This is a genomic window from Oricola indica (assembly GCF_019966595.1).
Lineage (GTDB): Bacteria > Pseudomonadota > Alphaproteobacteria > Rhizobiales > Rhizobiaceae > Oricola > Oricola indica.
Map to the genome: position 1 here is coordinate 390471 of NZ_JAINFJ010000002.1, position 23736 is coordinate 414206.

The window sequence follows — 23736 nt, forward strand, 5'->3', positions numbered from 1 at the left end:
TTTTGCACCTGACGAACAGAAATGTCGTTGAGACGGTACGGGCTGCTCACGCGGCAGCCAAATCGCTTTCACATACGGCATATCGGCTTTGTGCACTGCAATGTCAAGCGACACGAGACGCGGCTTGCCGGTTCCCGGCGAATCTTATATTCAACCATTTAGTTGACAATAAAATCAGAGAAGGTTATTCAACCAAATGGGTGAACATTCGCAGGAGCATCGCCTTTCGGAGATCCTGAAAGCGGTGAGCGACCAGACCCGGCGGTCCCTTCTCACCACTCTGGTGCAGGAGGGACCGCTTCGGGTGACGGAACTGGCCGGGCGTTACGACATGTCACTGAACGCGGTTTCAAAGCACATCAAGGTGCTGGAGGCCGCAGGACTGGTGACGCGCAAGACGCTCGGGCGAGTGCATCTGATCGAGGCCGATCTCGATCCGGTGCATGCGGTCGATGACTGGTTCGGGCAACTCCGCTCGATCTGGGAGCTGCGGCTGGAGCGCCTTGGTGAGTTGCTCGAAGAAGGAAACGATCGAGATGAGTGAACTGTCCCTGACCCTAAAGAAAACGATCCCCGCCCCCGTCGAAAAGGTTTTCGATGCCTGGCTGGACGGCGCGATGCTGGCGAAATTCATGATGCCCGCGGCGGGCATGACCGTGCCGAAAGCCGAGGCCGACGGCCACGAGGGCGGGCGTTTCGAAATCATCATGGCAGCCGGCGACCAGGAAATCCCGCATTCCGGCACCTATCTCGAAGTGACGCCGCACAGCCGCATCCGCTTCACCTGGGAATCGCCGCATTCCATCGACGGCTCCGTCGTGACGCTCGACTTCACGCCGGCCGGAAACAAGGCGACCGAGGTGGAACTCACGCAGGTGAAGTTCGCCAGCGAGGAGGCGCGCGACAATCACAAGGGCGGCTGGACAGCGATCCTCGAAAAGCTGGGCGAGATCGCCGGCTGACCGAGCATGCCGGCCGCGCGCCGGTTCCCCGTCCGGCGCAGTAACCCGAGGCGCGTTCACCCCTTGCGGGAGGGCGACGCCAAAGGTATTTATTCCTGAAATCATCAGGAAGCGCCATGCTCTCCCACAAGCGAATCTGGGCCGCCATCGACGCGCTCGCCGAACGAAACGACCTTTCGCCATCCGGGCTGGCGAAGCGCGCGGGGCTCGATTCCACCACCTTCAACAAGTCGAAGCGGTTCGCCGCCGACGGACGGCCGCGCTGGCCCTCGACGGAATCGCTCGCCAAGATCATGGAGGCCACCGGCTCGTCGCTGGACGTGTTCATGGGGCTGGTGCGCGGTGACAGCGCGCCCGCCGACACCGAACCGGCCTCACCGATGCCGCATCCGCGCGCCATCGCGCTCAGCGAAGTGCCGATCATCGGCATGGCGCAGGCCGGCGCAGGCGGTTATTTCGACGATGCGGGATTTCCGGCCGGCCAGGGCTGGGACATGGTGGCCTTTCCCGGCGCGGACCTCGAGGACGATGCCTATGCGCTGGAAATCACCGGCGACTCCATGCTCCCGCTCTATCGCGAGGGCGACACGATCATCGTGTCACCGACAGCACAGGTCCGGCGCGGAGACAGGGTCGTCGTCAAGACGCGCGGCGGGGAAGTGATGGCGAAGACGCTGCTGCGGCAATCCTCGCTGATGGTCGAACTGGAGTCGGCCAACCCGGCCCATCCGCCGCGAAAACTGCCGGCCGCCGATGTCGAGTTTATGGCCCGGATCATCTGGGCGAGCCAATAGCCGAAGACGGGATTTGCATCGCGGCGCGATCGAACCCATCTCGACTGCATGACCTCAATTGAAACAGCCGGATAATCGAATGGCCAAGCCAGTCACAGTCACGATCTCACACGAACTCGGACGCGAGGAAGCCTATCGCCGGATCGACGAAGGATTCGGAAAAGTCGCGGACGGTCTCGGCTTCGCCCTGAAGCTCGACCAGCACTGGGAAGGCGACACGCTCGCCTTCGAGGCGCGCGCCATGGGCCAGGTCATCAATGGCACGGTCGATGTCGCCGAGGACAATGTCGTCATCACGGTCGTGCTGCCCCTGTTCCTCGCCGGACTGGCGGAGCGCATCAAGGGCAATCTCGAAAAGGAAAGCACGCTGCTGCTTGAAAAGAAGTAGCGGTCAGGCCTGTTCGAGCGCCAGTTCTCCGGCCAGCGCCTTGTTGACGAGGGCGACAGTGTTGGAAATGCCGTAGAGAGCCGCAAACGAGCCGAAGCGCGGGCCGCGCTCCTGCCCGAGCAGGACCTGGTACAGCATCTGGAACCAGTCGCCGGTCACCGCAGGGCCGCCGTCGGGACCCTTTTTCGACGGATCCTGGTAGCGCTCGAAACCGCGCGCGACATCGAGGGCGGCATCCTGGATCGCCGCGCCGTCGGCGTCCGCCGGCAGCGCTTCGAACGCCGCGACCAGCATGGCCAGCGCCTCGCGTTCCGTATCGTCGGGCGCACGGAACGTCTTGGTCGGTTTGACGAAGTCGTCGAAGTAGCGGATCGCGTAACCGACCAGTTCGTCGAGCTTCGGATGGGTCTCCGCGGTCACGCCCGGCGCATAGCGCGAGATGAAGCCCCAAAGCACGTCCTTGTCGTGTGCGTTCGATGCACTGACGAGGTTGAGCAGCATGGAGAACGGCACCGGCATGTCGGCCGCAGGCGGTTGCCCGGAATGGATGTGCCAGACCGGATTGTTCAGTTGGCCCGCCGCGTCCTGCCGCCCATAGGCGCCGAGGAAGGAAAAATACTCGTCGACCGCCTTGGGAATGACGTCGAAATAGAGGCGCTTGGCGGTGCGCGGCTTCTGGAACATGTAGAGCGCGAGGCTCTCGGTCGGCGCGTAGGTCAGCCATTCGTCGATGGTCAGGCCGTTGCCGCGCGACTTGGAGATCTTCTCGCCATTCTGGTCGAGGAAGAGTTCGTAGACGTAGTGCTCCGGCGGACGGCCGCCAAGTGCCGAGCAAATACGGTCATAGACCGGCATGTTGGGGCCGTGATCCTTGCCGAACATCTCGAAATCGACGCCGAGCGCGGCCCAGCGGGCGCCGAAATCCGGTTTCCACTGCAGCTTGACCTGGCCGCCCGTGATGGCTTGCGTCATCTCCTCGCCGTCCTCGTCCACATAGGTGATCGTGCCGGCCCCGGAATCAACAGCCTTCATCGGCACGTAGAGCACCCGGCCGGTCTTCGGCGAGATCGGCAGGAAAGGCGAATAGGTCGCGCGGCGCTCCTCGCCGAGCGTCGGCAGCATGATGTCCATGACCGCGTCATAGCGCTCGGCGACGCGCTGGATGATCGCGTCGAAGCGGCCCGATTTGTAATATTCGGTTGCGCTTGCGAACTCGTAGTCGAAGCCGAACGTGTCGAGGAAACGGCGCAGCATCGCGTTGTTGTGATGGCCGAAACTCTCGAAATCGCCGCCGAACGGGTTCGGCACCGCGGTCAGCGGCTTGTGAAGATGCGGCTCCAGGAAGGACCGGTCCGGCACGTTGTCCGGGATCTTGCGCATGCCGTCCATGTCGTCGGAGAAGCAGAGAAGCTTGGTCGCGACCTTGTCCTCCGTTAGCACGCGGAAGGCGGTGCGAACCATGGTCGTGCGGGCCACCTCGCCGAAAGTGCCGATATGCGGCAGGCCCGACGGGCCGTAACCCGTCTCGAACAGGACGACATCCGGAAATCCGGACTTCTCATAGCGTTTGACGATCTTGCGCGCTTCCTCGAAAGGCCAGGCCTTGGTCTTGCCGGCGGCTTCCAGAAGCTCCGGTGAAAATTCGAGTTGGGGCAAGGCCGGATTGGCGCTCATTTCTTTTTCGTCCTGATCGTCGGGTGGTTTCACGGTCCGCGGTCAGCACCGCGCGGCCATTTGTCCGCCTGCCTTTACAGTCTCCGGCTTGCGAAGCCAAGCATGCGCGACTACCTGTTGGCCCGACACGCCACGGGGAATTCGATGAGCACACTCTCTCAACCAGAAGCGCTGGCCTTTATCATGGTCACGATGGCCGCCGCCGACACGACGCTTTCCGAGCGCGAACTCGCGCGGATCGGCAACACGGTCGACACGCTGCCGATCTTCGACGGTTTCACGCGCGACCAGCTCGTCGAAGCCGCCAATCGCTGCACGGCGATCATCAACGAGCCATCGGGGCTCGACCAGATTCTCGCCATGGTCAAATCGAGCCTGCCGGAGCGTCTCTACGACACGGCCTATGCGGTAGCCGTGGAAATAGCCTCGGCGGACCTGCATGCCGAGCAGGAGGAACTGCGGTTCCTGCAGATCCTTCGAGACGAACTGGATCTGGACAACCTCGTCTCCGCGGCCATCGAGCGTTCCGCCCGGGCACGCTTCCGCCTGCCCTGACGCGGAATTGACTTGCTGTTGATGCGCCGCCGTCCGATCAGGGACCGGCGCATCACGAAAGCACGATAGGGCGATGGAAATTTCCGAAGCAAGCATCCGGCTGGCGGCCTTCCTGACGATTTTCGTTTCGATGGCGATCTTCGAATTGTGGTCGCCGCGCCTCGAACGCGAGGAGATGAAAGGCGCCTGGAAGTCGAAGCGCTGGTTCACCAATCTCTCCGTCGTCGTGCTGTCGTCGGTGGCGCTGAGGATTATCTTTCCCGCCGCGGCGGTCGGCACCGCGATCTTCGCGCAGGAAAAGGGCTGGGGCCTGTTTCCGGCCATAGGCATGCCGCCGCTCGTTGCCGGCATTCTCGCCTTCGTAATTCTCGATTTCGCCGTCTGGCTGGAGCATGTCGCCAGCCACAAAATTCCGATCCTGTGGCGCATCCACCGCATGCACCATGCCGATAACGGGTTCGACGTGACGACTGCGTTGCGCTTTCATCCGATCGAGATCGTGCTGTCGATGTTCTGGAAGGCGGGCATCGTGATCGCGCTCGGCGCGCCGGTGCTCTCCGTGCTGCTTTTCGAGATCGTCCTGAACGGGACGGCGATGTTCAACCATTCCAACATCAACCTGCCGCAGCCGATCGACCGATGGCTGCGCAGGGCGATCGTCACGCCGGACATGCACCGCGTGCATCACTCGTCGACGCCGCGCGAGACCGATTCCAATTACGGTTTCAACTTCCCGTTCTGGGACCGATTGTTCGGCACCTACATCGCGCAGCCAAAGCTGGGGCACGAGGACATGGAAATCGGACTGAAGGAATATCGCGGGCCGATGTCAGCCGGATTGCTCTGGGCTTTGCGCCTGCCCTTCGTCCGACGGTAGCGTCGGCGCGCCGATTCCGTCGGCGAAGGGATCGAGCGGGAAATAGCGCTGGTAGATTTCGCGGTAGACGCCTTTTTCCTCGATGGCGTTGAGCGCGGCATTCAGCGCCGTCATGACCGGCGCGCTGTCCTTGCGCATGACGATGGCCATGCCGGGGCCAAGATAGCGATCCGACAGGAACGGCCCGGATACGAAGCTGCAGCACGATCCCGCGCTCAGCGAGGCAAGCCAGAACGAGAGCGCCACGCCATCGCCGAACACCAGTTCGACTTCTTCCCTTTGAAGCGCCGTGTAAGCCGCCGCCTCGTCCTGGACCTCGACCGGCACGGCTTCGCGGAACCAGGATTTCAGCATCTCGGCATGGGCGCTTCCCGCCACCACCGCGACCTTCCGGTCGCGCGCGAGCGAGTACATGTCCGTGGTCGGCGCCCGGAAATCGGATCGCGCGACGAAACGCGCCGGAAATTTGAAATAGGGCCGAGAGACAACGCGATTGGCGCGCAATTGCGTGCTGATGCCGTGGCCGGCGATGATCGCCTCGCCGCGCAGTCCGTCCAGCGCGAGGTCGAGCTCCTCCCAGGGCATCGCCTGGATTTCGCATTTTGCCTCGATGCCGAGTTCGGCGCAGATCGCCCTTACGATCTCGACATTGAAACCGGTCGGGCGGCGCTGCGGATCAGCGAAATTGAAAGGCGGAAAATCGAGCGTGGTCAGGAAACGCAGCCGCAAAAGACCCGTGAGATCCGTCGGCGCGATACGACTGTTCGGATCGGACAGGCGCGGCGGATCGCCCGCGCCGGCCGGCATGACGGCTGCAAGGACGAGAACGAGGGCTGCGACGGCTCTGGACACGACGGAATAGCGCATGCCTTCGCTTATCGGAACCGGCCGTGGCGTTCCAGAGGGATTTGGCGCCTTCTCTCGAAAGTTGCCGCGCTTGCAAAACTCGCGCGCGCCGATAGTGTTTGCAGTTGCGGATAATGGGGTTGGGTATTTTGAGTTCCGCAGGGGCGACGGATCAGGCCGGAGGATCGACTTCCGGATCGACGGGGCAACCGGCAAGGCCGGATGCCATGCTGAGGCATGAGCCGATTACCGGCCGGCTCGATCAGGCGCGTGCCCTGACACGCAAACGGCCGGGCAAGCCCGCCGACAACGAAAACCGCTACTGCGAGACAATCGCATTCCTTTCCGATCACGCCTATCCCGCCTCCTATCTGTCGCGCGCGAGCCGGATGGCGATCCGCAACGACACGACCGGCGTCGAAGAGCTGCTGGCCAGCGGACTGATCACGGAGGAAATCTACTACCGCACCCTCGCGGAGCACGCGGGGCTGGAGTTCATCGCGCCGGACACGATCATCGAGATCCTGAATCGCGACGAGCCTGCCCACGCGGGGACTCTCGTGTCTCCGACCGGCTGGTGCCGGCTGGCCGACGGCACCGTGCGGGCTGTGGTCGCGCCCTCGCCGGGGTCGGGGTCGGCGCTGATCACGGACAAGCTGCTCCGCCAGAAACGCAAGGCCGACGCGCGCATTGCGATCACGGTGCCCTCTGCGCTTCGAAAGGCATCGATCGGACGGATGCGCCAGAGGCTTGCCGAGGAAGCGGGATTTCGGCTGTCGAACGACATGCCCGCCGCCTCGGCGAAACATGGCGCCAGCGCCTGGCACGGTTTCGTGCTGGCGGCGCTGATCTCGGCCGTGACGACAGGACTGATACTCTCGCCGGCGATTGCGATCGTCGCCGTGCATGTCGGCGCTTCGCTGTTTTTTCTGTCCAGCATCCTACTGCGTCTGGTTGCCGCGATCGGCTACGAACGGGTGGAGCCGAGACCGCTGGCGAAATTCAAGAATTCCGAACGCCCGGTCTATACGGTGATCGTTGCGCTCTATCGCGAGGCGCCGGTCGTCGATGACCTGATCACCTCGCTGAAGCAGCTGAACTGGCCGCGAAGCAAACTCGAAATCAAGCTGGTCTGCGAGGACGATGACGACCAGACGCTGGCGGCGCTGGAGCGTCAGAAGCTCGACCGCCGTTTCGAGGTGATTGCGGTGCCGCGCATCGGGCCTCGAACGAAACCCAAGGCGTTGAACCACGCCCTGCCCTTCTGCACCGGTTCGCTGGTAACGCTCTTCGATGCGGAGGACCGGCCTCACCCGGACCAGATGGAGGAGGCCTGGCAGATCTTCCGGCGCGCGCCGAACCGCGTCGCGGCCTTGCAGGCTCCGCTGGTCATCGCCAATCCACGGCGCAACTGGATCGCTGGGCTGTTCCATGTCGAATATGCGGCGCAGTTCCGCGCGCTCCTGCCATTCCTGACACGGCACGGCCTTCCGGTGCCGCTTGGCGGCACATCCACCCATTTCCGGAGGACGGCGCTGGAGCGCTGCGGCGCCTGGGACCCGCACAATGTGACCGAGGACGCCGATCTCGGCTTCCGGCTCTGGCGCGCCGGCTTCCGCATCGGGACGATCACGCGTCCGACGCTTGAGGACGCGGCGTACAAGCCGTCGATCTGGCTGCGCCAGCGAACGCGGTGGATCAAGGGCTGGATCCAGACCTGGATCGTCAACACGAGGCTCGGCGCGTTGCGGTCGCGGCGGATGCCGATCGCGGGAACACTGATCCTGCACGCCCTTCTGGCCGGAACCGTCATCTGCTCGCTGTTCTTTCCGATGACGCTCCTCATGATCGCCGGCGTCGCCGCGTGGGGCGTGTTCCAGAGCGACGTCCCGATCGCCTGGTCATGGCTCGCGGCCGCCGACTGGGCGAACATCCTGCTCGCCTTCGGCGTGCATGCCGCGCTCGGACTGCGCGCGGTCGACGGCCCGGAAAAGGGGCTTGCGCTGAAGATCCTGCCGGCGCTGCCGGCCTACTGGCTGCTGATGTCTGTCGCGGGCTGGCGAGCAGCGGTGCAGTATTACCGCAATCCGTTCCTCTGGGAGAAAACCCCGCACGCGCCGCACGATCCGAATGGGGTCCGGCATCGCATCTGACATCTCGCAAAGACGCGGACCGGGAATCTAAGGCTGCAAACCTCCTGAAAGCGGAATTGAAGCGAAAGGGCGTGACCTACGCCGGGCTGGTCGAGAAGCTGGGAGAGATCGGCGTTGACGAGAAAGAGGCCAATGTAAAGAATAAGCTCTCTCGGGGGAAATTCACGGCAGCATTTATGCTGCAATGCCTATCTGCGATTGCCACGACGGTTGTGCATCTGGACTAGTCCGGGAAGTCAACAACTTGATGAACATCAGTGACCACGTACGCGACAACCCGCCCGTCTTTTAGCCGGGCATTCGCATCGACGACAAAGCCTTTTTTGTAAATGTTGTCGTCGGCTTCTCGGATCTCATGCTTGATTTTTTTCTCGATCAGTTCAGACCCGTAGATCAATGCTTTTGGCTTCTCTGTGACTTCCTCGATCACAACTAGCTCGCCGGTCGGCTTGTCGAGATCGGTGTCAGACTTCCGCGACCGTTCAAACGTCATCAAGACGCGCTCGTGATCGACGTGTGAAACGGCATCTAGCGCCTTTTTCTGGTCAGCCAATGTCCGCTCTGCTTCCCGCGCCTCCGATGCAGAGAAAGAGATTTCGAGGTTCTTACTCCAAACGCCCTGTTCGAATTTGAGGGATTCAATCTGCATCGTGCCGCCCGTGTCGTGGGACACGGCGCGGATCGTTTCGCCGATTTCCTTTATGTCGCTTTTCTTGGCGTCTTCTATGTACTGCCCGGAGATCAGATTTCGGATACGCTTACTGAATAGCGATCCAAACCCTAGAACGATCAGAATGCCGTCCATATACCCAATTAGATCGGGGATGTTCGGAAACAGGTCTGCGACGATTGAGCCCTGGCGTACTTCACGCACATACATTTGCGCCTTGCCGCGCAATTGCGGATGATGCTCTCGTAAATAAGCCTCGAATTGCTCACCAATACCCGCGAACATCGCCGCAAAATCGCCGATCTCTACCGGCTCGTCGAGATCAAGCGTGATTGTGATGTACGCGTTACTTTCCCACATGAGTTGAGAATACGTTTTCATTTCCGATTGTCATTCTTTTTGTGACAACCAGCAAAAGATGCGGCACCGAAACGCTTGGTGCGTTTGCTACCTAATGCCCTTCCTCTGGGAGAAAACCCCGCACGCGCCGCACGACCCGAATGGCGCGGGGCATCGCATCTGACATCTCGCAAATCGTCCCGCGCTCCCCATATTGACGAGCGAAACCGCGACCCTGGCACCGGACGAAAAAGAGCCCATGCAACGTCTCGCAACCCTCGTCGAATCGCAGCGCTTCGAGCAGGCGATCGTCATCCTGATCATCATCAATGCCGTTAGTCTCGGCCTGGAAACCTCGTCCGCCGTCATGGCGCAGGCGGGCGGGCTGATCATGGCGGTCGACCGGATCATCCTTGGCGTCTTCGTCGTCGAACTGATCGCGCGGTTCGCCGTCTACCGGGGTGCGTTCTTCAGGAGCCCGTGGCGCATCTTCGATCTCTTCGTGGTCGGGATCGCGCTCATCCCCTCGGCCGGCGCGTTCTCCGTGCTGCGGGCGTTGCGTATCCTGCGCGTGATGCGGCTGATCAGCGTCGTGCCGTCGCTGCGCCGCGTGATCGGCGGATTGCTGGCCGCGCTGCCGGGAATGGGCTCGATCATGATGCTGCTCGGCCTGTTCTTCTACGTCTTCTCCGTGATGGCGACGAAGCTGTTCGGCGCGACCTTTCCGGAATGGTTCGGCTCGATCGCCGCATCGGCCTATTCCCTGTTCCAGATCATGACGCTGGAAAGCTGGTCGATGGGCATCGTCCGGCCGGTGATGGAGGTCTATCCATGGGCCTGGGCGTTTTTCATCCCCTTCATCCTGTGCACCACCTTCACGGTGCTGAACCTCTTCATCGGCGTGATCGTCTCGGCGATGCAGAAGGAGCATGACGAGGAGGCCGCCTCGGACCGGGCGACGCTGCATGACGACCAGACCGCGATCCTGTCGGAACTCGGCAAACTCAGGGAAGAGATCAAGGCATTGCGCGCCGAGCGCACCTCACAATGAGCGGAAGTGCTTGGAGAGCTTCAGGCCCTGGGCCTGGTAGTTGGACTTGAGATCGATGCCGTAGAGATGGTCCGGGCGCTTTTCCATGCGCTCATAGACAAGGCGGCCGACCGTCTGGCCATCCTCCAGGACAAAGGGCACTTCGTGGCTGCGCACCTCCAGCACGGCGCGACTGCCTGTTCCGCCCGCCTCGCTGTGGCCGAAACCGGGATCGAAAAACCCCGCATAATGGACGCGGAATTCGCCGACCAGCGGATCGAAGGGCGTCATCTCGGCGGCATAGTCCGGCGGGACATGCACTGCCTCGCGGCTGACGAGGATGTAGAATTCGTCCGGGTCGAGGATCAGTTCCTTGCGGTCGCGCACATAGAGCGGCTCCCAGAAATCCAGAACGTCGAGCGCGCCGCGCTTGTCGACATCAACCACCGCCGTGTGATGCTTGCCGCGATAGCCGACAAGGCCCTGCTTGTCGCCGGACAGATCGACCGAAACGGCAATGCCGGCATGGGTGACGATCGGATTGTCGCCGGCGACCAGCGTTTCTGTTTCATGCAGCGCCGACAGATCATCCGCGCCGAGGATCGTGTTGGCCGAGCGGAAACGGACCTGCGACAGGCGCGAGCCGGTGCGCACCACGATCGGGAAGGTGCGCGGGCTGACCTCCAGATAGATCGGCCCGCGATAGCCGGCCGGGATCTTGTCGAACTCGATGCCGTGGTCGGTCATGACGCGGGTGAAGATGTCGAGCCGGCCGGTGGAACTCTTGGGATTGGCCGATGCGGCGATACCGTCGGGCAGCGCCAGTTCCTCGAGCAATGGCACGATATAGACGCAGCCGGTCTCCAGCACCGCGCCCGCCTCGAGATCGATCTCGTGCAGCTTCAGCTGTTCGAGCTTGTCGACCACCTTGAAGTCACGCCCCGGCATGAAGCTCGCGCGCACCCGATAGGCTTTCGCGCCAAGCCGCAGGTCGAGGCTGGCCGGCTGGATCTGGTCGGGATCGAGGGCCCGGTCGGATTTGAGTGCAGACGCCTCGAACAGGGCGCGTATGGCACTGTCGGGCAGGATTCCGCCGGTCATTTGTTGAGGTTCCCCATCATGGCGCGCACCATTCCCGAGCGGATTTGTTGACGCAAGCACCGCGAAGCCTTATGGACAGCTTTCGTTCGTGGTGATTTGGCCGGTCGGCTTGCAGCCACGTTAAACAACTCGCTAAAAGGCCGCGCGGCACGTCAGGAGACGTGGTTCAACCGGTTTTGCGGCGACGCATGCCGGTTTTTTTGTATGGAGACTCCAGATGGCTTCTGACTGGTCGAAATTTTCCGCCGCAACGCAGATGGTACATGGCGGCACGTTGCGCTCGCAGTTCGGCGAGACTTCGGAAGCCATGTATCTGACGCAGGGGTTCGTCTACGACAGCGCCGAAGCCGCCGAGGCCCGCTTCAAGGGTGAGGAAGAGGGCTTCATCTATTCGCGCTATGCAAACCCGACCAACGAGATGTTCGAGCAGCGCATGTGCCTGCTGGAAGGCGCGGAAGCGGCGCGCTCAACCGCCTCGGGCATGGCCGCGGTTGCATCAGCATTGCTTTGCCAGGTGAAGGCCGGTGACCACGTGGTCGCGGCGCGCGCGCTGTTCGGCTCCTGCCGCTGGATCGTCGAGACGCTGATGCCGAAATACGGCGTCGAGACGACGCTGGTCGACGGCACGGACCCGAACGCCTGGGAACAGGCGGTGAAGAAGAATACCAAGGTGCTGTTCTTCGAAAGCCCGACCAATCCGACGCTGGAAGTCATCGACATCGAGCACGTGGTCGCCGTCGCACGATCGGTCGGCGCGAAGGTTGTGATCGACAACGTCTTCGCCACGCCGATCTACCAGAAGCCGATGGAACTGGGCGTCGACATCGTCGTCTACTCGACCACCAAGCACATTGACGGCCAGGGCCGGTGTCTCGGCGGCGTGGTGCTGGCGAGCGAGGAATGGATCGACGAGAACCTGCACGACTATTACCGCCACACCGGTCCGTCGATGAGCCCCTTCAACGCCTGGGTGATGCTCAAGGGGCTGGAGACGCTGCCGCTGCGCGTGAAGACCCAGACCGCGAATGCCGGCAAGGTCGCCGACTTCCTGGCGTCGCGCCCGGAAGTGAAGCGCGTGATCTATCCGGGACGTCCGGACCACCCGCAGGCCAACATTATTCCCAAGCAGATGAAGGGCGGCTCGACGCTGGTCTGTTTCGAGCTGAAGGGCGGCAAGAAAGAGGCCTTTGCCTTCGAAAACGCGCTCGGGATCGTCAGCATCTCCAACAACCTCGGCGACGCCAAGAGCCTGATCACGCATCCGGCGACGACAACGCACAAGAACCTGTCGCCGGAAGCGCGCGAGGAACTCGGCATTTCGGACGGCACGCTGCGGCTTTCCATCGGGCTGGAGGATGCCGACGACCTGATGAACGATATCGACGGGGCGCTGGCGAAAGTGGGCTAATCGGTCTGCTTCCGCACCAGCCGTTCGAAGATCGCCAAAGCCTGCGGGATGATCGCGTCGGGGAAATCGTAGTCCGGATTGTGCAATTGCGGTTGATCCTCGCCCGCGCCAAGCACGAAGAAGGCGGAGGGCGCGGCGGAGGAGAACAGGCCGAAATCCTCCGACCAGCGGAACGGGCCATCGACCTCGCCGCAGGCGACACCGGCCTCCGCGCAGGCTTCGCGCACCATGGCAGTCGCCTCAGCGTCGTTGAAACAGGCGGCGAAACGCTCCGACGTCTCAATGTCGATCTCAAGCCCGGCGGCTTTCGCGGCCGCTTTGGCGCTTTCGCGCGCGGCGGCCATCAGCCTTTCCTGCAATTCGTCCGTGCGCGCACGCAGCGTCGCCATGATCCACGCCTCCCCCGGCGCGATGCCGAAGGCGGCCTCTCCGAGACGGGCATGCGACAGCGTCACGAGCGCGTCGCCGGGGGCGATGCCGAGTTCCTCGGGCAGCTTCGGCAGGCGCGTCACGAGGTCCGACATCGCGTTGGCGGGACTGCGGCCATCTTCCGGATGGGCGGCATGCGACGTCCAGCCGGTCAGATGGATCTGTATGCCTTCGGAGGCGAAACAGACAGATCCCTCGCGGATCGCCGCCTCGCCCGGCTTCATGCCGGGAAGGTTGTGCAGCCCGAAGGCAAAATCCGGCCGAATCTGTTCGAAGCGGGGATCGTCGAGGACGCCCCGCGCGCCGACGCCGGTTTCCTCGGCGGGCTGATAAAGCAGGACGACGCGGCCGCGCGCCGGCCGTTCGGTTTGCAACCGCCGCGCCATTCCGCACATGATCGCCATGTGCCCGTCATGGCCGCACATGTGACCGTTGCCCTCGATCTGCGAACGCCAGTCCGGCGACCCGGTCTCGTGGATGGGCAGGGCGTCGAGTTCGCAGCGCAGGAGGACCGTCGGCCCCGGCGTTCCGCTGTCGAAGATGCCGGCCACGCCGTAACCGCCGAGGCCCTCGATCACCTCGTCGGCGCCGCAGTCGCGCAGCCAGACGCTCATGCGCGCCGCCGTTCTCTCCTCCTCGCCGGAGATTTCCGGCATGCGGTGCAGGTCTCGGCGCAGCGCGGTCAGTTCGGCGATCAGGTCGTAATTCTCAAGCATCGTCTTTCCCGGTGAGGCTCAAACCGCGTTTCGTCATAACGATGCGCGACAGCGCCGTGTAGAGGCAAATCGCCGCGAAGACCCAGGCGAGGACGGGGAACCAGCCGGGAAAGAGGCAGGCGAAGACAAAGACGGCGATGGTCTCGGTCGCCTCTGCCAGGCCCGTCGTGAAGAACAGCGATTTCTCGCCACGCTGGTCGGTCGTCATGCCATGCTTCTCGGCCATGATGGCGAAGGCAAGGAAGCTCGCGCCGTTGACATAGAAGGAGAAGATCAGCGCCGCGCCCGCGATGGCATTGGCGGCAGGGTCGGCGATGACGAAGCCGAGCGGGACGATGCCATAAACGGCGAAATCGAGCACGATGTCGAGGAAACCGCCGAAATCGGTCTTGCCGTTGACACGGGCGACCGCGCCATCGAGGCCGTCGCAGAGCCGGCTTGCCAGAAGGACGATCATGCCCGCGAGATACCATTGCAAGGCGATCAATCCCGCCGCGGCAACTCCGAGAAGAAGGGCCGTGACCGTCACGGTGTTGGCGGTTGCCCCGGTTCGCGCAATCGCGCGGCCCGCGGCATCGATCAGCGGCTGGATCCTCTCGCGCACGGCGCCATCGAGCATGTCACTTTTCCTCGGTCTCCGACGCGTGACTTAATCGCCCATTCCGCCGATGTCATGCCACGATCCTTCATATCCGTTCACGCAAGCGTGTGTGCGGCGGGATGCGCCTTCTCATGACGGGGATCATCAGCTAAATCTCGCGCATGTACCGAGAAACGACAGACGGCGTCGAGATCATCGTCGAACCGCATTATCTGGACGAGGAGTCCGAGCCGGATGAGCACCGCTTCGTGTGGGCCTATACCGTCGTGATCGCCAACGGGTCTGATCATCGCGTCCAGCTCGAGACGCGCTACTGGCACATAACCAATGCCATCGGCCAGGTCGAGGAAGTCGAAGGGCCGGGAGTTGTCGGGGAACACCCCGTTCTTTCGCCGGGCGACACCTACCACTACACGTCGGGCTGTCCGCTCAACACGCCGTCCGGCACGATGGTCGGCCACTACGTCCTGCGGCGCGACGACGGAACGCGATTCAAGGCGCATATTCCGGCCTTCTCGCTCGACATTCCCGATCCGGCGCGGCGCCTCAATTGAGCGCGGTCCTCGATCTCAGGCCGGTTATCCTCGTCACGGGCATCCTGCTGACGACGCTCGGCGCGGCGATGCTGATCCCGGCGCTGGTGGACATGGTCGCGGGCAATCCCGACTGGCAGGTCTTCGCCGGGTCCTCGGCGGCAACAACGCTGGTCGGCGTGGCCTTCTTCACCGCGACGCGCGGCCTCTCGCGCAGCCTGTCGACGCGGCAGGCGATGCTGATGACGGTGGTTGTCTGGCTGGCGCTGGTGACGGCGGGCGCCCTTCCCTTCCGGTGGTCCGGCATCACGCCGACCTTCACCGACGCCTTCTTCGAGGCGATGTCCGGGCTGACCACGACCGGGGCGACCGTCATCACGGGGCTCGATCACGCGCCGCCGGGTATCCTCCTGTGGCGCGGCATGCTGCAATGGCTGGGTGGCCTGGGGATCATCGTCATGGCGGTGGCCGTGCTGCCGATGCTGCAGATCGGCGGCATGCAGGTGTTCAAGGCCGAAGCGTTCGAGACCCCGGAAAAGATCTTGCCGCGCGCGACGCAGATTTCCGGCTCCATGACGCTGGTCTTCGTGGCCTTCACCGCGCTGTGCGCGGCTGCCTATCTCATCGCCGGAATGCGACCGGACGATGCCCTGATCCACGCCATGACCACGGTGGCGACCGGCGGGTTCTCGACGCGCGACGCCTCTCTCGGCTTCTACCAGGACCCGTCGATCGAATGGATCGCGATCCTGTTCATGATCACGGGGTCCATACCCTTCCTGCTTTATGTGCAGGTGCTGCAGGGCCGCCCGCTGTCGCTGTGGCGCGACCAGCAGGTGCGCACCTTTCTCGCCGTTCTCGGCGTTCTGATCCTGCTCGGCTGGGTCGTCGCCGACCATTCGCTGGCTGGCTTCACGCGGGAATCGGATTCCTTCCGCGCGGCGGTCTTCAACACGGTCTCGGTGATGACGGGAACCGGCTACGCCTCCGCCGATTACGGCCTGTGGGGCGCGCAGTCGATCTCGTTCTTCTTCATCATCATGTTCATCGGCGGTTGCGCCGGATCGACCTCCTGCGGCATCAAGATCTTCCGGTTCCAGGTGCTGTTCGCTGAGGTCCGGGTACGGCTCGCCAAGGTGCTTTATCCGCACGGTGTCTTCGTGAAGCGCTTCAACGGGCGGCCGCTCGACGATCGCGTTCCGCTCGCGGTGACGACCTTCATCTTTCTCTATCTTGCAGCCTTCATCGTGCTGTCCATCGCGTTGCGGCTGACCGGCCTCGATTTCCTGACGGCGATCTCGGGCGCGGGCTCGGCGATCTCTAATGTCGGGCCCGGTCTCGGGTCGATCATCGGGCCAGCCGGCACCTACCAGCCGCTCAACGACACGGCGAAATGGCTGCTGTCCTTCGGCATGCTTCTCGGGCGGCTGGAACTGTTCACCGTGCTGGTGCTTTTCCTGCCGCGTTTCTGGCGAAGCTAGTGCATTTCAGGTTGCAATAGAATCAGTACGCGCTGTCTCTCACCTTCGGCTCGAACGCGCATTCCGATGCTGATGTTTCAACCAAAACCTGAATTGCACTAGGACGCTTCCGGCTTTCGGCCGACGATGAAGACGGCCTTGCCCTCGCCGGGCTTCCAGTCGTGTTCGATCGCAAAACCGGCACGCTCGAAACTGGCACGCAATTGCTCGCGGGTGAAGACGCGGATGAGCGGCAGCAGGCCGACGGACCGCCCGAGCGGCGCGATGAAGCGGATCCAGGCCATATCGTCGCCGACGCAGCCCGTCGAGGACACCAGCACGCCGCCGGGCTTCAGCGCATCGAACAGCCTGGCGATCACGGCGTCCCGGTCGTCGACGAGATGCAGGATACTGAGCGCCAATACGACATCGTAGCGCGCAGGCGGCACGTCCAACCCGTCAATGTCGGCCTTCTCGAAGTCGATATTCGTGACGCCGGCTTCCAGCGCCTTTTCGCGGGCGATGTCGAGCATGTTGGCCGAGCAGTCGACGGCGCGGATATGGCGAACGCGCGGCGCGTGCAGGATGGCGGTCGAGCCGGTGCCGCAGCCGATCTCCAGCACGTCCGACGTCTCGTCGAGATAGGCGCGGGTGATCTCCAGCTTCTTCTGGTAGGACGCCTCGTCGGCGACCGGCCGGGCCGCGTATCTCTTCGCGATGCGGTCCCAGAACCTGTCTGTCCGGCTCATGAAGCCTCCGATCGGCGTTTCCTAGTTCGGCTTGTCGAAATCCGACAGCTTGAAGCGATAGACGGTCGAGCAGAACTCGCACTTGACGACGATCTCGCCGTCCTCAAGCGATTCCGCGCGCTCTTCCGGCGACAATGACTGCAACACGCCGGCAACCTTCTCGCGCGAGCAGGTGCAGCGATCATGCACCGGACCCGCTTCGTTGACCGTCACACCACGCTCGTGGAAAAGCCGGTAGAGAAGCGTGTGGACGCCGACACTCTCGTCGACCAGTTCATCGTCGCTGACCGTGTCCAGCAACGCCTTGACCTCCTGCCAGGCGTAGTCCTCGTCCAGCTCGTGGATTTCGGCATCGTCGGGCGCGTCGCCGGGGTGCAAATCGGACATGCGGGCGCGTTCCGGCGCCTCGGGCAGGAACTGGGCCAGTATGCCGCCCGCGCGCCAGTGATTGCGCACATCGCCATCATCGCCACGCACCGTCAGCCGCGCGACCGCGAGACGCAGTTCGGTCGGGATCTGCTCGGACTGGCGAAAGTAATTGCGCGCGACTTCTTCCAGCGATGCACCGTCGAGCTGGACGATGCCCTGGTATCGCTGCATGTAGGCGCCCTGATCGACGGTCAGGGCGAGCGTGCCCTTGCCGAGCAGGCTTGCGGGATCATCCGTTCCGGCCTTTTGCGCAGCCTCGACGGCGTCTTCGTCCCAACGGGCATAGGCGCGCACGCCGTCCGGCGTCGCGAAATCGCAGACCAGCAGGGACACCGGACCGTCGGTCTGGCTCTGGACGATGAATTTTCCCTCGAATTTCAGCGAGGTGCCGAGAAGCACCGTGAGCACGATCATCTCGCCGAGCAGCCGGGCAACGGGCTCGGGATAATCGTGACGGTCGAGGATCGCATCGAGCATGGGGCCGACCATGACCGCCCGGCCGCGCGCATCCAGCGCGTCGACGCGGTAAGGGACTACCGCGTCGATCGGATCCGTGTCGCTCATGCCCGTAAAGGCGACGTGTTCGCTCATCGTGCGCCGATCCCCACGCCAAGACACCAGGCGATGATTTCCTTTTGCGCATGAAGCCGGTTCTCGGCCTCGTCGAAGACGACGGATTGCGGGCCGTCGATCACGCCGTCCGTCACCTCCTCGCCGCGGTGTGCGGGAAGGCAGTGCATGAACAGGGCGTCCTCGGAAGCCTGTTTCATCAGGCGCTCATTGACCTGGTAAGGCATGAATATGTTGTGGCCGCGCGCCTTTTCCTCCTGGCCCATCGACACCCATGTGTCGGTGACGACGGCATCCGCGCCGGCGACCGCGGCCTCGGGATCATGGCCGATCTCCACCTTGCCGCCACGCGACCGCGCCCAGTCGACATAGCGCTGCCCCGGCTCGTTGCCCTCGGGCACGGCGACCGAAAGGTCGAAACCGAATTGCGGCGACGCCTCGATCAGCGAGTGCAGGACATTGTTGCCGTCGCCGGTCCAAGCGATGCGATGGCCCTCGATCGGCCCGCGATGCTCCTCATAGGTCATCACGTCGGCCATGATCTGGCAGGGATGGGTGTCGTCGGTCAGCGCGTTGATAACGGGCACCGTCGCGGCATCGGCCAGTTCCATCAGCCGGTCGTGTTCCTTGGTGCGGATCATGATGATGTCGACATAGCGCGACAATACCCGCGCCGTATCGGCGATGGTCTCGTCACGGCCGAGCTGCATTTCGGTCCCGGTCAGCATGATCGTCTCGCCGCCGAGCTGGCGCATGCCGACATCGAAGGACACGCGCGTGCGCGTCGACGGCTTTTCGAAGATCATGGCCAGCGCCTTGCCCGCGAGCGGCCTGTCGGCGGTGCCCGCCTTCTGAGCGGCCTTGCGCTGTTTCGCGCCTTCGAGGATTACGCGCAGTTCTTCCGCCGGGATGGCAGCGATATCGAGAAAATGACGGACACTCATGGTTCGGAATCCAAAAGGGGTTCGTATGACGGATCGGTTTTACCGGTCACGTCCCGTTGCGGACAGATGCGATACGGCCTCTTCGACGCGTTCAAGCGCGATCTTGATATCCTCGTCTGTCGAGGTCAGAGGCGGAAGGATGCGCACGACATTGTCGCCCGCCGGTATCGTCAACATGTGGTTTGCGTAAAGCTGCTTCACAAGGGCGGTGTTGGGCACGACGCATTTGATGCCGAGCATCAGCCCCTCGCCGCGCACTTCGGCCAGCACATCGGGATAACGGTCGACGATCGAGGCGAGCCCCTGCTTCAGGCGCAGCGCCTTGTCGTGCACGCCTTCCAGGAAGCCGTCGGCGAGGATGACATCGAGCACGGCATTGCCGACCGCCATGGCAAGCGGATTGCCGCCATAGGTCGTTCCGTGCACGCCGGGCACCATGCCGCTCGCCGCCTCTTCGGTCGCCAGGCAGGCGCCCATGGGAAAGCCGCCGCCGATCGCCTTGGCCACGGCCATGATGTCCGGTTCAATGCCGGCCCACTCATGCGCGAACAGCTTGCCGGTCCGGCCCATGCCGGACTGGACCTCGTCGAAGATCAGGAGCAGGCCCTTGTCGTCGCAGAGCGCGCGCAAATCGCGCAGGAAGCTCAGCGCGACCGGACGGATGCCGCCCTCGCCCTGCACGGGCTCGATGAGCAGCGCCGCGGTCTCGTCCGTGATCGCCGCCTTCAGGGCGTCCATGTCGTCGAAGGGCACCTGGTCGAAACCTTCGACCTTGGGACCGAAGCCCTCGAGATATTTCGGCTGACCGCCGGCGGCGATGGTCGCCAGCGTCCGGCCGTGAAAGGCGCCCTCGAAGGTGATGATGCGGAAGCGCTCGGGATGCCCCTTGGCATAGTGATAGCGCCGCGCCGTCTTGATGGCGCATTCAAGCGCCTCGGCACCGGAATTGGTGAAGAAGACCTTGTCGGCGAAGGTCGCGTCGACGAGGCGCTGGGCCAGCCGGCGCTGTTCCGGCACCTCGTAGAGATTGGAGGTGTGCCAGAGCTTGCCGGCCTGCTCGCGCAGTGTCTCCACGAGATGCGGATGCGCATGACCGAGCGCGCTGACGGCGATGCCGCCGCCGAAATCGAGATATCGCTCGCCGCGCGTGTCCACGATCCAGGAGCCTTCTCCGTGATCGAAGGCGATGTCGGCCCGCGCATAGGTCTCGAACAGCGGCGATGGTTGCGTCATTTGATTGCCCCGCATGGTGTGCAAACGAAAAAAGCCGCCTGTTCCGGCGGCATTCCGGTTTTAAGATCAGACCGCGCTTGCGTCAATCGGGCTGGAGATTCCGCGTCTCTTGGGGCCGTCGGCAGGATAAAAAATGCAAGTTGTTGAAAACCGCGAAATCGGATTCACGGATGTCCGGCGACTCTTGTCAGCGAGTCAGCGGCCATAGTAGTTTCCTTTCAAGCGGGGCCAACCACGCAGAGTTTACTCCCAAGTTTCGCGTTCGGGTGCCGGTTTTTCTTGGAAAAACCGAGCCACGGAGAAGGATTCTGCGCACAGTCATTGGATGGAGAGACGGAAGTGAGCTGGACTGACGAACGCGTCGAAATGTTGAAGAAGCTATGGGCCGACGGCCTGAGCGCCAGCCAGATCGCCGCACAACTCGGCGGCGTGAGCCGCAATGCCGTGATCGGCAAAGTCCACCGGCTGAAATTGTCCGGCCGGGCGAAATCGGTTTCCTCGGGCGCACCCAAGACCAAGCGCAGCGTTGCGCCGCGGGCCTCCACGCCACGGGGCGGCGGTTATTCCGGCGGTGGCGGCGGCGGCGGTGGTGCCGGCGGACGCACCCTCACGACGGTTACGCATGCCGTCGGCGCGACGGTGATGAAGAACGAAGTCAGCACGGTGGCCTTCGCGGAAGCCGACCGGCGTCCGATCGAGGACGTCGTCGTCCCGATCTCGAAGAACCTGACGCTGGTCGAGCTCAATGAGAACACCTGCAAGTGGCCGCAGGGCGATCCGTTGTCGGAAGACTTCCATTTCTGCGGACACCAGTCCGAGGAATCCTCGCCCTATTGCAAATACCACGCGAAACTCGCCTTTCAGCCGACATCCGAGCGCAAGCGCTCGCGCTGAGCGGGAAGACATCAGGAAAAAGAAAAGGGCGGCCAATGGCCGCCCTTTTTCATACGGAACTGGCGGGCGTCAGACTGCTTCCAGCGAATAGCCCGCCCCGCGAACCGTGCGGATCGGATCCCTCATCTTTCCAATATTGATGGATTTGCGCAGGCGACCGATATGCACGTCGACCGTGCGATCGTCGACATAGATGTCCTCGCCCCACACGCCATCGAGCAGTTGCGCGCGCGAGAACACCCGGCCAGGGGCCTGCAGGAAGAACTCCAGAAGGCGGAATTCCGTCGGTCCGAGCTTGATCTCGCGCCCGTTGCGATAGACGCGATGGGTCTCGCGGTCGAGTTCGAGCTCCCCGACCTTGAGCACGCTGGCGACGATTTCGGGGCGGGCGCGGCGCAACATGGCCTTGACCCGCGCCATCAGTTCAGGCGTCGAGAATGGCTTGACGACATAGTCGTCCGCACCGGTCGAAAGCCCGCGAATACGCTCGCTTTCCTCGCCGCGCGCGGTGAGCATGATGATCGGCAGGCGCTGCGTCTCCGGCCGCGCACGCAGCCGACGGCACAATTCGATGCCGCTGAGACCCGGCAACATCCAGTCGAGTATCAAGAGATCGGGCACGGATTCACGGAGCGCTATCTCGGCCTCGTCACCGCGCAGTTCCGCGTCGACCCGGTATCCTTCCGATTCCAGATTGTACTTCAGCAGAACGCTAAGCGCTTCTTCATCCTCGACAACCATCACCTTTGGCTGATTGCCCATGCCTATACTCCCATGCATCAAGCGTCGGGCTGATCCACGACGATCTTGTGCGTCTTGTCTTCTTTCGGGCGAAAGGCGGACAGATGCTCGCCCGTCACGATGTAATAGACGGATTCCGCGATGTTGGTGGCGTGATCGCCGATGCGCTCGATGTTCTTGGCGCAGAACAGCAGATGCGTGCAGGTCGTGATGTTGCGCGGATCCTCCATCATGTAGGTGAGGAGTTCGCGGAACAGCGACGTGTACATCGCGTCGATCTCGTCATCGCGGTCGCGGACCATGTTGATGCGCGTGACCGAGCGCGAGCCGAAAGCGTCGAGCACTTCCTTGAGCTGGGCCAGGGCGAGATCGCCGATATGGTCGATGCCGCGGACCAGATTGACGGAATGGCCGCGCTCGGAAATCGCGACAACGCGTTTGGCGATGTTCTTGGCTAGGTCGCCGATACGCTCGAGGTCACTGGCGATGCGAATGGTCGAGAAGACCTCCCGCAGGTCGCTGGCGACGGGCTGGCGCTGTGCGATGATCTGCACGACCTTGTCGTCGAGCGTCGCCTGGGCCTCGTCGAGAACGAGATCGTCGGTGATGACCTTCTGCGCGAGCGGAATGTCCGACTTGATAAGCGCGCGGATGGAGCTTTCCACCATGCGCTCGGCAAGACCGCCCATTTCGGCGATCTTGTGGGCGAGGAATTTCATGTCCTCGTCGAAAGCGGTCACCGTATGGCTCGTTGGCACCATCGGACTGTCCTTCCCTTGTTTCGTTATCGCTGTTTCACCACCCGAGCCGGGAATTACCCGAACCGGCCGGTGATGTAGTCCTGTGTGCGTTTTTCGGTCGGGTTGGTGAAGATCTCCTTCGTATCACCAAACTCGACGAGCTCTCCGAGGTGGAACATCGCCGTGCGCTGCGACACGCGGGCTGCCTGCTGCATGGAGTGCGTCACGATGACGATCGTGTAGCTCTCGCGCAGCTCGTCGATCAGTTCCTCGACCTTTGCGGTCGCAATCGGATCGAGAGCCGAGCAGGGTTCGTCCATGAGGAGCACTTCCGGTTCCGTCGCCACCGCGCGGGCGATGCACAGACGCTGCTGCTGGCCGCCGGAAAGGCCGGTGCCGGGTGCGGTCAGGCGGTCCTTGACCTCGTCCCAGATCGCACCGCGGCGCAGCGATTTCTCGACGATCACGTCGAGATCGGCCTTGGACTTTGCGAGCCCGTGAATGCGCGGGCCGTAGGCAACATTGTCATAGATCGATTTCGGGAACGGGTTCGGCTTCTGGAACACCATGCCGACCTTGGCGCGAAGCTGAACGGGGTCCACCTTCTTGTCGTAAATGTCCTCGTCGTCGATCGTGATCTCGCCTTCGACGCGCGCCACGTCGATCGTGTCGTTCATCCTGTTCAGGCAGCGCAGGAAGGTCGACTTGCCGCAGCCCGACGGGCCGATGAAGGCGGTGACGGCCTTGTCCTCGAGATCGACATCGACATCTTTGATCGCGTGGGTGTCGCCGTAATAGACCTGCACCTTGCGAGCCTTGATCTTGGTGTCTCTCGGGCCCGCGGCCGGCACGGTCGCGACTGTGTTGTCCGCTTCGGTCAGCATCGTTTTCATGGTCTTT

26 protein-coding genes and 1 riboswitch are annotated in these 23736 nt (G+C 63.0%); of the genes, 13 read left to right on the plus strand and 13 right to left on the minus strand.

The genetic code is table 11. From position 1 onward, the window contains the following. Nucleotides 1-196 precede the first annotated feature (196 nt). From LC343_RS07330 to LC343_RS07345, 4 genes are all read left to right on the plus strand, one after another. The gene (locus LC343_RS07330) at nucleotides 197-544 is read left to right on the plus strand and encodes an ArsR/SmtB family transcription factor (RefSeq protein WP_223476455.1); all 348 of its coding nucleotides are present in this window, start codon (nucleotides 197-199) and stop codon (nucleotides 542-544) included. Then, the gene (locus tag LC343_RS07335) at nucleotides 537-962 is read left to right on the plus strand and encodes an SRPBCC family protein (RefSeq protein WP_223476456.1); all 426 of its coding nucleotides are present in this window, start codon (nucleotides 537-539) and stop codon (nucleotides 960-962) included. Before LC343_RS07330 ends, LC343_RS07335 begins: the two co-directional genes overlap by 8 nt. Nucleotides 963-1078: 116 nt before the next feature. Further along, on the plus strand, nucleotides 1079-1756 hold the full coding sequence (locus LC343_RS07340) for a S24 family peptidase (protein ID WP_223476457.1): 678 nt from the start codon (nucleotides 1079-1081) through the stop codon (nucleotides 1754-1756). 79 nt (nucleotides 1757-1835) lie between these two features. Further along, complete coding sequence (locus LC343_RS07345) at nucleotides 1836-2144, plus strand: polyhydroxyalkanoic acid system family protein (protein WP_223476458.1); 309 nt, start codon at nucleotides 1836-1838, stop codon at nucleotides 2142-2144. A gap of 3 nt (nucleotides 2145-2147) precedes the next feature. Here the strand turns inward: LC343_RS07345 and LC343_RS07350 are convergent, their stop codons facing one another. Further along, a complete protein-coding gene (locus LC343_RS07350) occupies nucleotides 2148-3818 on the minus strand; it encodes a lysine--tRNA ligase (RefSeq protein ID WP_223476459.1) in 1671 nt (556 codons plus the stop codon). A gap of 144 nt (nucleotides 3819-3962) precedes the next feature. On the opposite strand from LC343_RS07350, the gene LC343_RS07355 reads away from it, so the two are divergent. Together LC343_RS07355 and LC343_RS07360 are read left to right on the plus strand one after the other, a co-directional pair. Beyond that, the gene (locus tag LC343_RS07355) at nucleotides 3963-4373 is read left to right on the plus strand and encodes a tellurite resistance TerB family protein (protein WP_223476460.1); all 411 of its coding nucleotides are present in this window, start codon (nucleotides 3963-3965) and stop codon (nucleotides 4371-4373) included. A 73-nt stretch (nucleotides 4374-4446) separates the two neighbouring features. Further along, nucleotides 4447-5250 (plus strand): sterol desaturase family protein, encoded by an 804-nt coding sequence (locus LC343_RS07360; RefSeq protein WP_223476461.1) that lies wholly within the window; start codon nucleotides 4447-4449, stop codon nucleotides 5248-5250. Here the strand turns inward: LC343_RS07360 and LC343_RS07365 are convergent. After that, nucleotides 5203-6117 (minus strand): transporter substrate-binding domain-containing protein, encoded by a 915-nt coding sequence (locus LC343_RS07365; protein WP_223476462.1) that lies wholly within the window; start codon nucleotides 6115-6117, stop codon nucleotides 5203-5205. The genes LC343_RS07360 and LC343_RS07365 overlap by 48 nt on opposite strands. A 206-nt stretch (nucleotides 6118-6323) precedes the next feature. Between LC343_RS07365 and LC343_RS07370 the strand changes: the two genes are divergently transcribed. Both LC343_RS07370 and LC343_RS07375 read left to right on the plus strand, forming a co-directional pair. Then, a complete protein-coding gene (locus tag LC343_RS07370) occupies nucleotides 6324-8249 on the plus strand; it encodes a glycosyltransferase (RefSeq protein ID WP_223476463.1) in 1926 nt (641 codons plus the stop codon). Further along, nucleotides 8246-8476 carry a DUF6471 domain-containing protein gene (locus LC343_RS07375; protein WP_223476734.1) on the plus strand — a complete coding sequence of 77 codons (231 nt, stop codon included), beginning with the start codon at nucleotides 8246-8248 and terminating at the stop codon, nucleotides 8474-8476. The genes LC343_RS07370 and LC343_RS07375 overlap by 4 nt, the downstream gene beginning before the upstream one ends. Here LC343_RS07375 and LC343_RS07380 read toward each other — a convergent pair. Continuing rightward, on the minus strand, nucleotides 8473-9300 hold the full coding sequence (locus tag LC343_RS07380; protein ID WP_223476464.1) for a hypothetical protein: 828 nt from the start codon (nucleotides 9298-9300) through the stop codon (nucleotides 8473-8475). The genes LC343_RS07375 and LC343_RS07380 overlap by 4 nt on opposite strands. A gap of 217 nt (nucleotides 9301-9517) precedes the next feature. Here LC343_RS07380 and LC343_RS07385 point away from each other — a divergent pair, with 217 nt between their 5' ends. After that, a complete protein-coding gene (locus LC343_RS07385) occupies nucleotides 9518-10309 on the plus strand; it encodes an ion transporter (RefSeq protein ID WP_223476465.1) in 792 nt (263 codons plus the stop codon). Here LC343_RS07385 and LC343_RS07390 read toward each other — a convergent pair. Then, nucleotides 10301-11389, minus strand: a complete 1089-nt coding sequence (locus LC343_RS07390; RefSeq protein WP_223476466.1) for a 2'-deoxycytidine 5'-triphosphate deaminase — start codon at nucleotides 11387-11389, stop codon at nucleotides 10301-10303. The genes LC343_RS07385 and LC343_RS07390 overlap by 9 nt on opposite strands. Nucleotides 11390-11467: 78 nt before the next feature. Beyond that, nucleotides 11468-11545, plus strand: a riboswitch (SAM riboswitch). A 61-nt stretch (nucleotides 11546-11606) separates the two neighbouring features. Here LC343_RS07390 and LC343_RS07395 point away from each other — a divergent pair. Then, nucleotides 11607-12797 carry an O-succinylhomoserine sulfhydrylase gene (locus tag LC343_RS07395; protein WP_223476467.1) on the plus strand — a complete coding sequence of 397 codons (1191 nt, stop codon included), beginning with the start codon at nucleotides 11607-11609 and terminating at the stop codon, nucleotides 12795-12797. Here LC343_RS07395 and LC343_RS07400 read toward each other — a convergent pair. Both LC343_RS07400 and LC343_RS07405 read right to left on the minus strand, forming a co-directional pair. Beyond that, complete coding sequence (locus LC343_RS07400) at nucleotides 12794-13942, minus strand: amidohydrolase (RefSeq protein WP_223476468.1); 1149 nt, start codon at nucleotides 13940-13942, stop codon at nucleotides 12794-12796. The two genes, LC343_RS07395 and LC343_RS07400, sit on opposite strands and share 4 nt — an antisense overlap. Next, nucleotides 13935-14561 (minus strand): CDP-alcohol phosphatidyltransferase family protein, encoded by a 627-nt coding sequence (locus LC343_RS07405; RefSeq protein ID WP_223476469.1) that lies wholly within the window; start codon nucleotides 14559-14561, stop codon nucleotides 13935-13937. Before LC343_RS07405 ends, LC343_RS07400 begins: the two co-directional genes overlap by 8 nt. A 143-nt stretch (nucleotides 14562-14704) precedes the next feature. Here LC343_RS07405 and apaG point away from each other — a divergent pair, with 143 nt between their 5' ends. Further along, on the plus strand, nucleotides 14705-15097 hold the full coding sequence (apaG, locus tag LC343_RS07410; RefSeq protein WP_223476470.1) for a Co2+/Mg2+ efflux protein ApaG: 393 nt from the start codon (nucleotides 14705-14707) through the stop codon (nucleotides 15095-15097). Continuing rightward, entirely contained in the window at nucleotides 15094-16557 is a 1464-nt protein-coding gene (locus LC343_RS07415) for a TrkH family potassium uptake protein (protein WP_223476471.1), read from the plus strand. The genes apaG and LC343_RS07415 overlap by 4 nt, the downstream gene beginning before the upstream one ends. 98 nt (nucleotides 16558-16655) lie before the next feature. Here LC343_RS07415 and LC343_RS07420 read toward each other — a convergent pair whose 3' ends face one another. Genes LC343_RS07420 through LC343_RS07435 form a run of 4 tightly spaced genes read right to left on the minus strand, consistent with a single transcriptional unit; the run spans nucleotide 16656 to nucleotide 20461 of the window. Continuing rightward, nucleotides 16656-17285, minus strand: a complete 630-nt coding sequence (locus LC343_RS07420; RefSeq protein WP_223476472.1) for a class I SAM-dependent DNA methyltransferase — start codon at nucleotides 17283-17285, stop codon at nucleotides 16656-16658. Nucleotides 17286-17306: 21 nt separating this feature from the next. Continuing rightward, a complete protein-coding gene (locus tag LC343_RS07425; RefSeq protein WP_223476473.1) occupies nucleotides 17307-18305 on the minus strand; it encodes an Hsp33 family molecular chaperone in 999 nt (332 codons plus the stop codon). After that, complete coding sequence (gene argF, locus LC343_RS07430; RefSeq protein WP_223476474.1) at nucleotides 18302-19228, minus strand: ornithine carbamoyltransferase; 927 nt, start codon at nucleotides 19226-19228, stop codon at nucleotides 18302-18304. The genes LC343_RS07425 and argF overlap by 4 nt, the downstream gene beginning before the upstream one ends. A gap of 39 nt (nucleotides 19229-19267) precedes the next feature. Then, nucleotides 19268-20461, minus strand: a complete 1194-nt coding sequence (locus LC343_RS07435) for an aspartate aminotransferase family protein (RefSeq protein WP_223476475.1) — start codon at nucleotides 20459-20461, stop codon at nucleotides 19268-19270. A gap of 339 nt (nucleotides 20462-20800) precedes the next feature. Here LC343_RS07435 and LC343_RS07440 point away from each other — a divergent pair, with 339 nt between their 5' ends. Further along, complete coding sequence (locus LC343_RS07440; RefSeq protein ID WP_223476476.1) at nucleotides 20801-21355, plus strand: GcrA family cell cycle regulator; 555 nt, start codon at nucleotides 20801-20803, stop codon at nucleotides 21353-21355. Between the two features lie 69 nt (nucleotides 21356-21424). Here the strand turns inward: LC343_RS07440 and phoB are convergent, their stop codons facing one another. Genes phoB through pstB form a run of 3 tightly spaced genes read right to left on the minus strand, consistent with a single transcriptional unit; the run spans nucleotide 21425 to nucleotide 23720 of the window. Continuing rightward, nucleotides 21425-22117 (minus strand): phosphate regulon transcriptional regulator PhoB, encoded by a 693-nt coding sequence (gene phoB, locus LC343_RS07445; protein ID WP_223476477.1) that lies wholly within the window; start codon nucleotides 22115-22117, stop codon nucleotides 21425-21427. A gap of 17 nt (nucleotides 22118-22134) precedes the next feature. Further along, a complete protein-coding gene (gene phoU, locus LC343_RS07450; protein ID WP_223476735.1) occupies nucleotides 22135-22854 on the minus strand; it encodes a phosphate signaling complex protein PhoU in 720 nt (239 codons plus the stop codon). Nucleotides 22855-22910: 56 nt separating this feature from the next. Next, nucleotides 22911-23720 carry a phosphate ABC transporter ATP-binding protein PstB gene (gene pstB / locus LC343_RS07455; protein WP_223476736.1) on the minus strand — a complete coding sequence of 270 codons (810 nt, stop codon included), beginning with the start codon at nucleotides 23718-23720 and terminating at the stop codon, nucleotides 22911-22913. Nucleotides 23721-23736 lie beyond the last annotated feature (16 nt).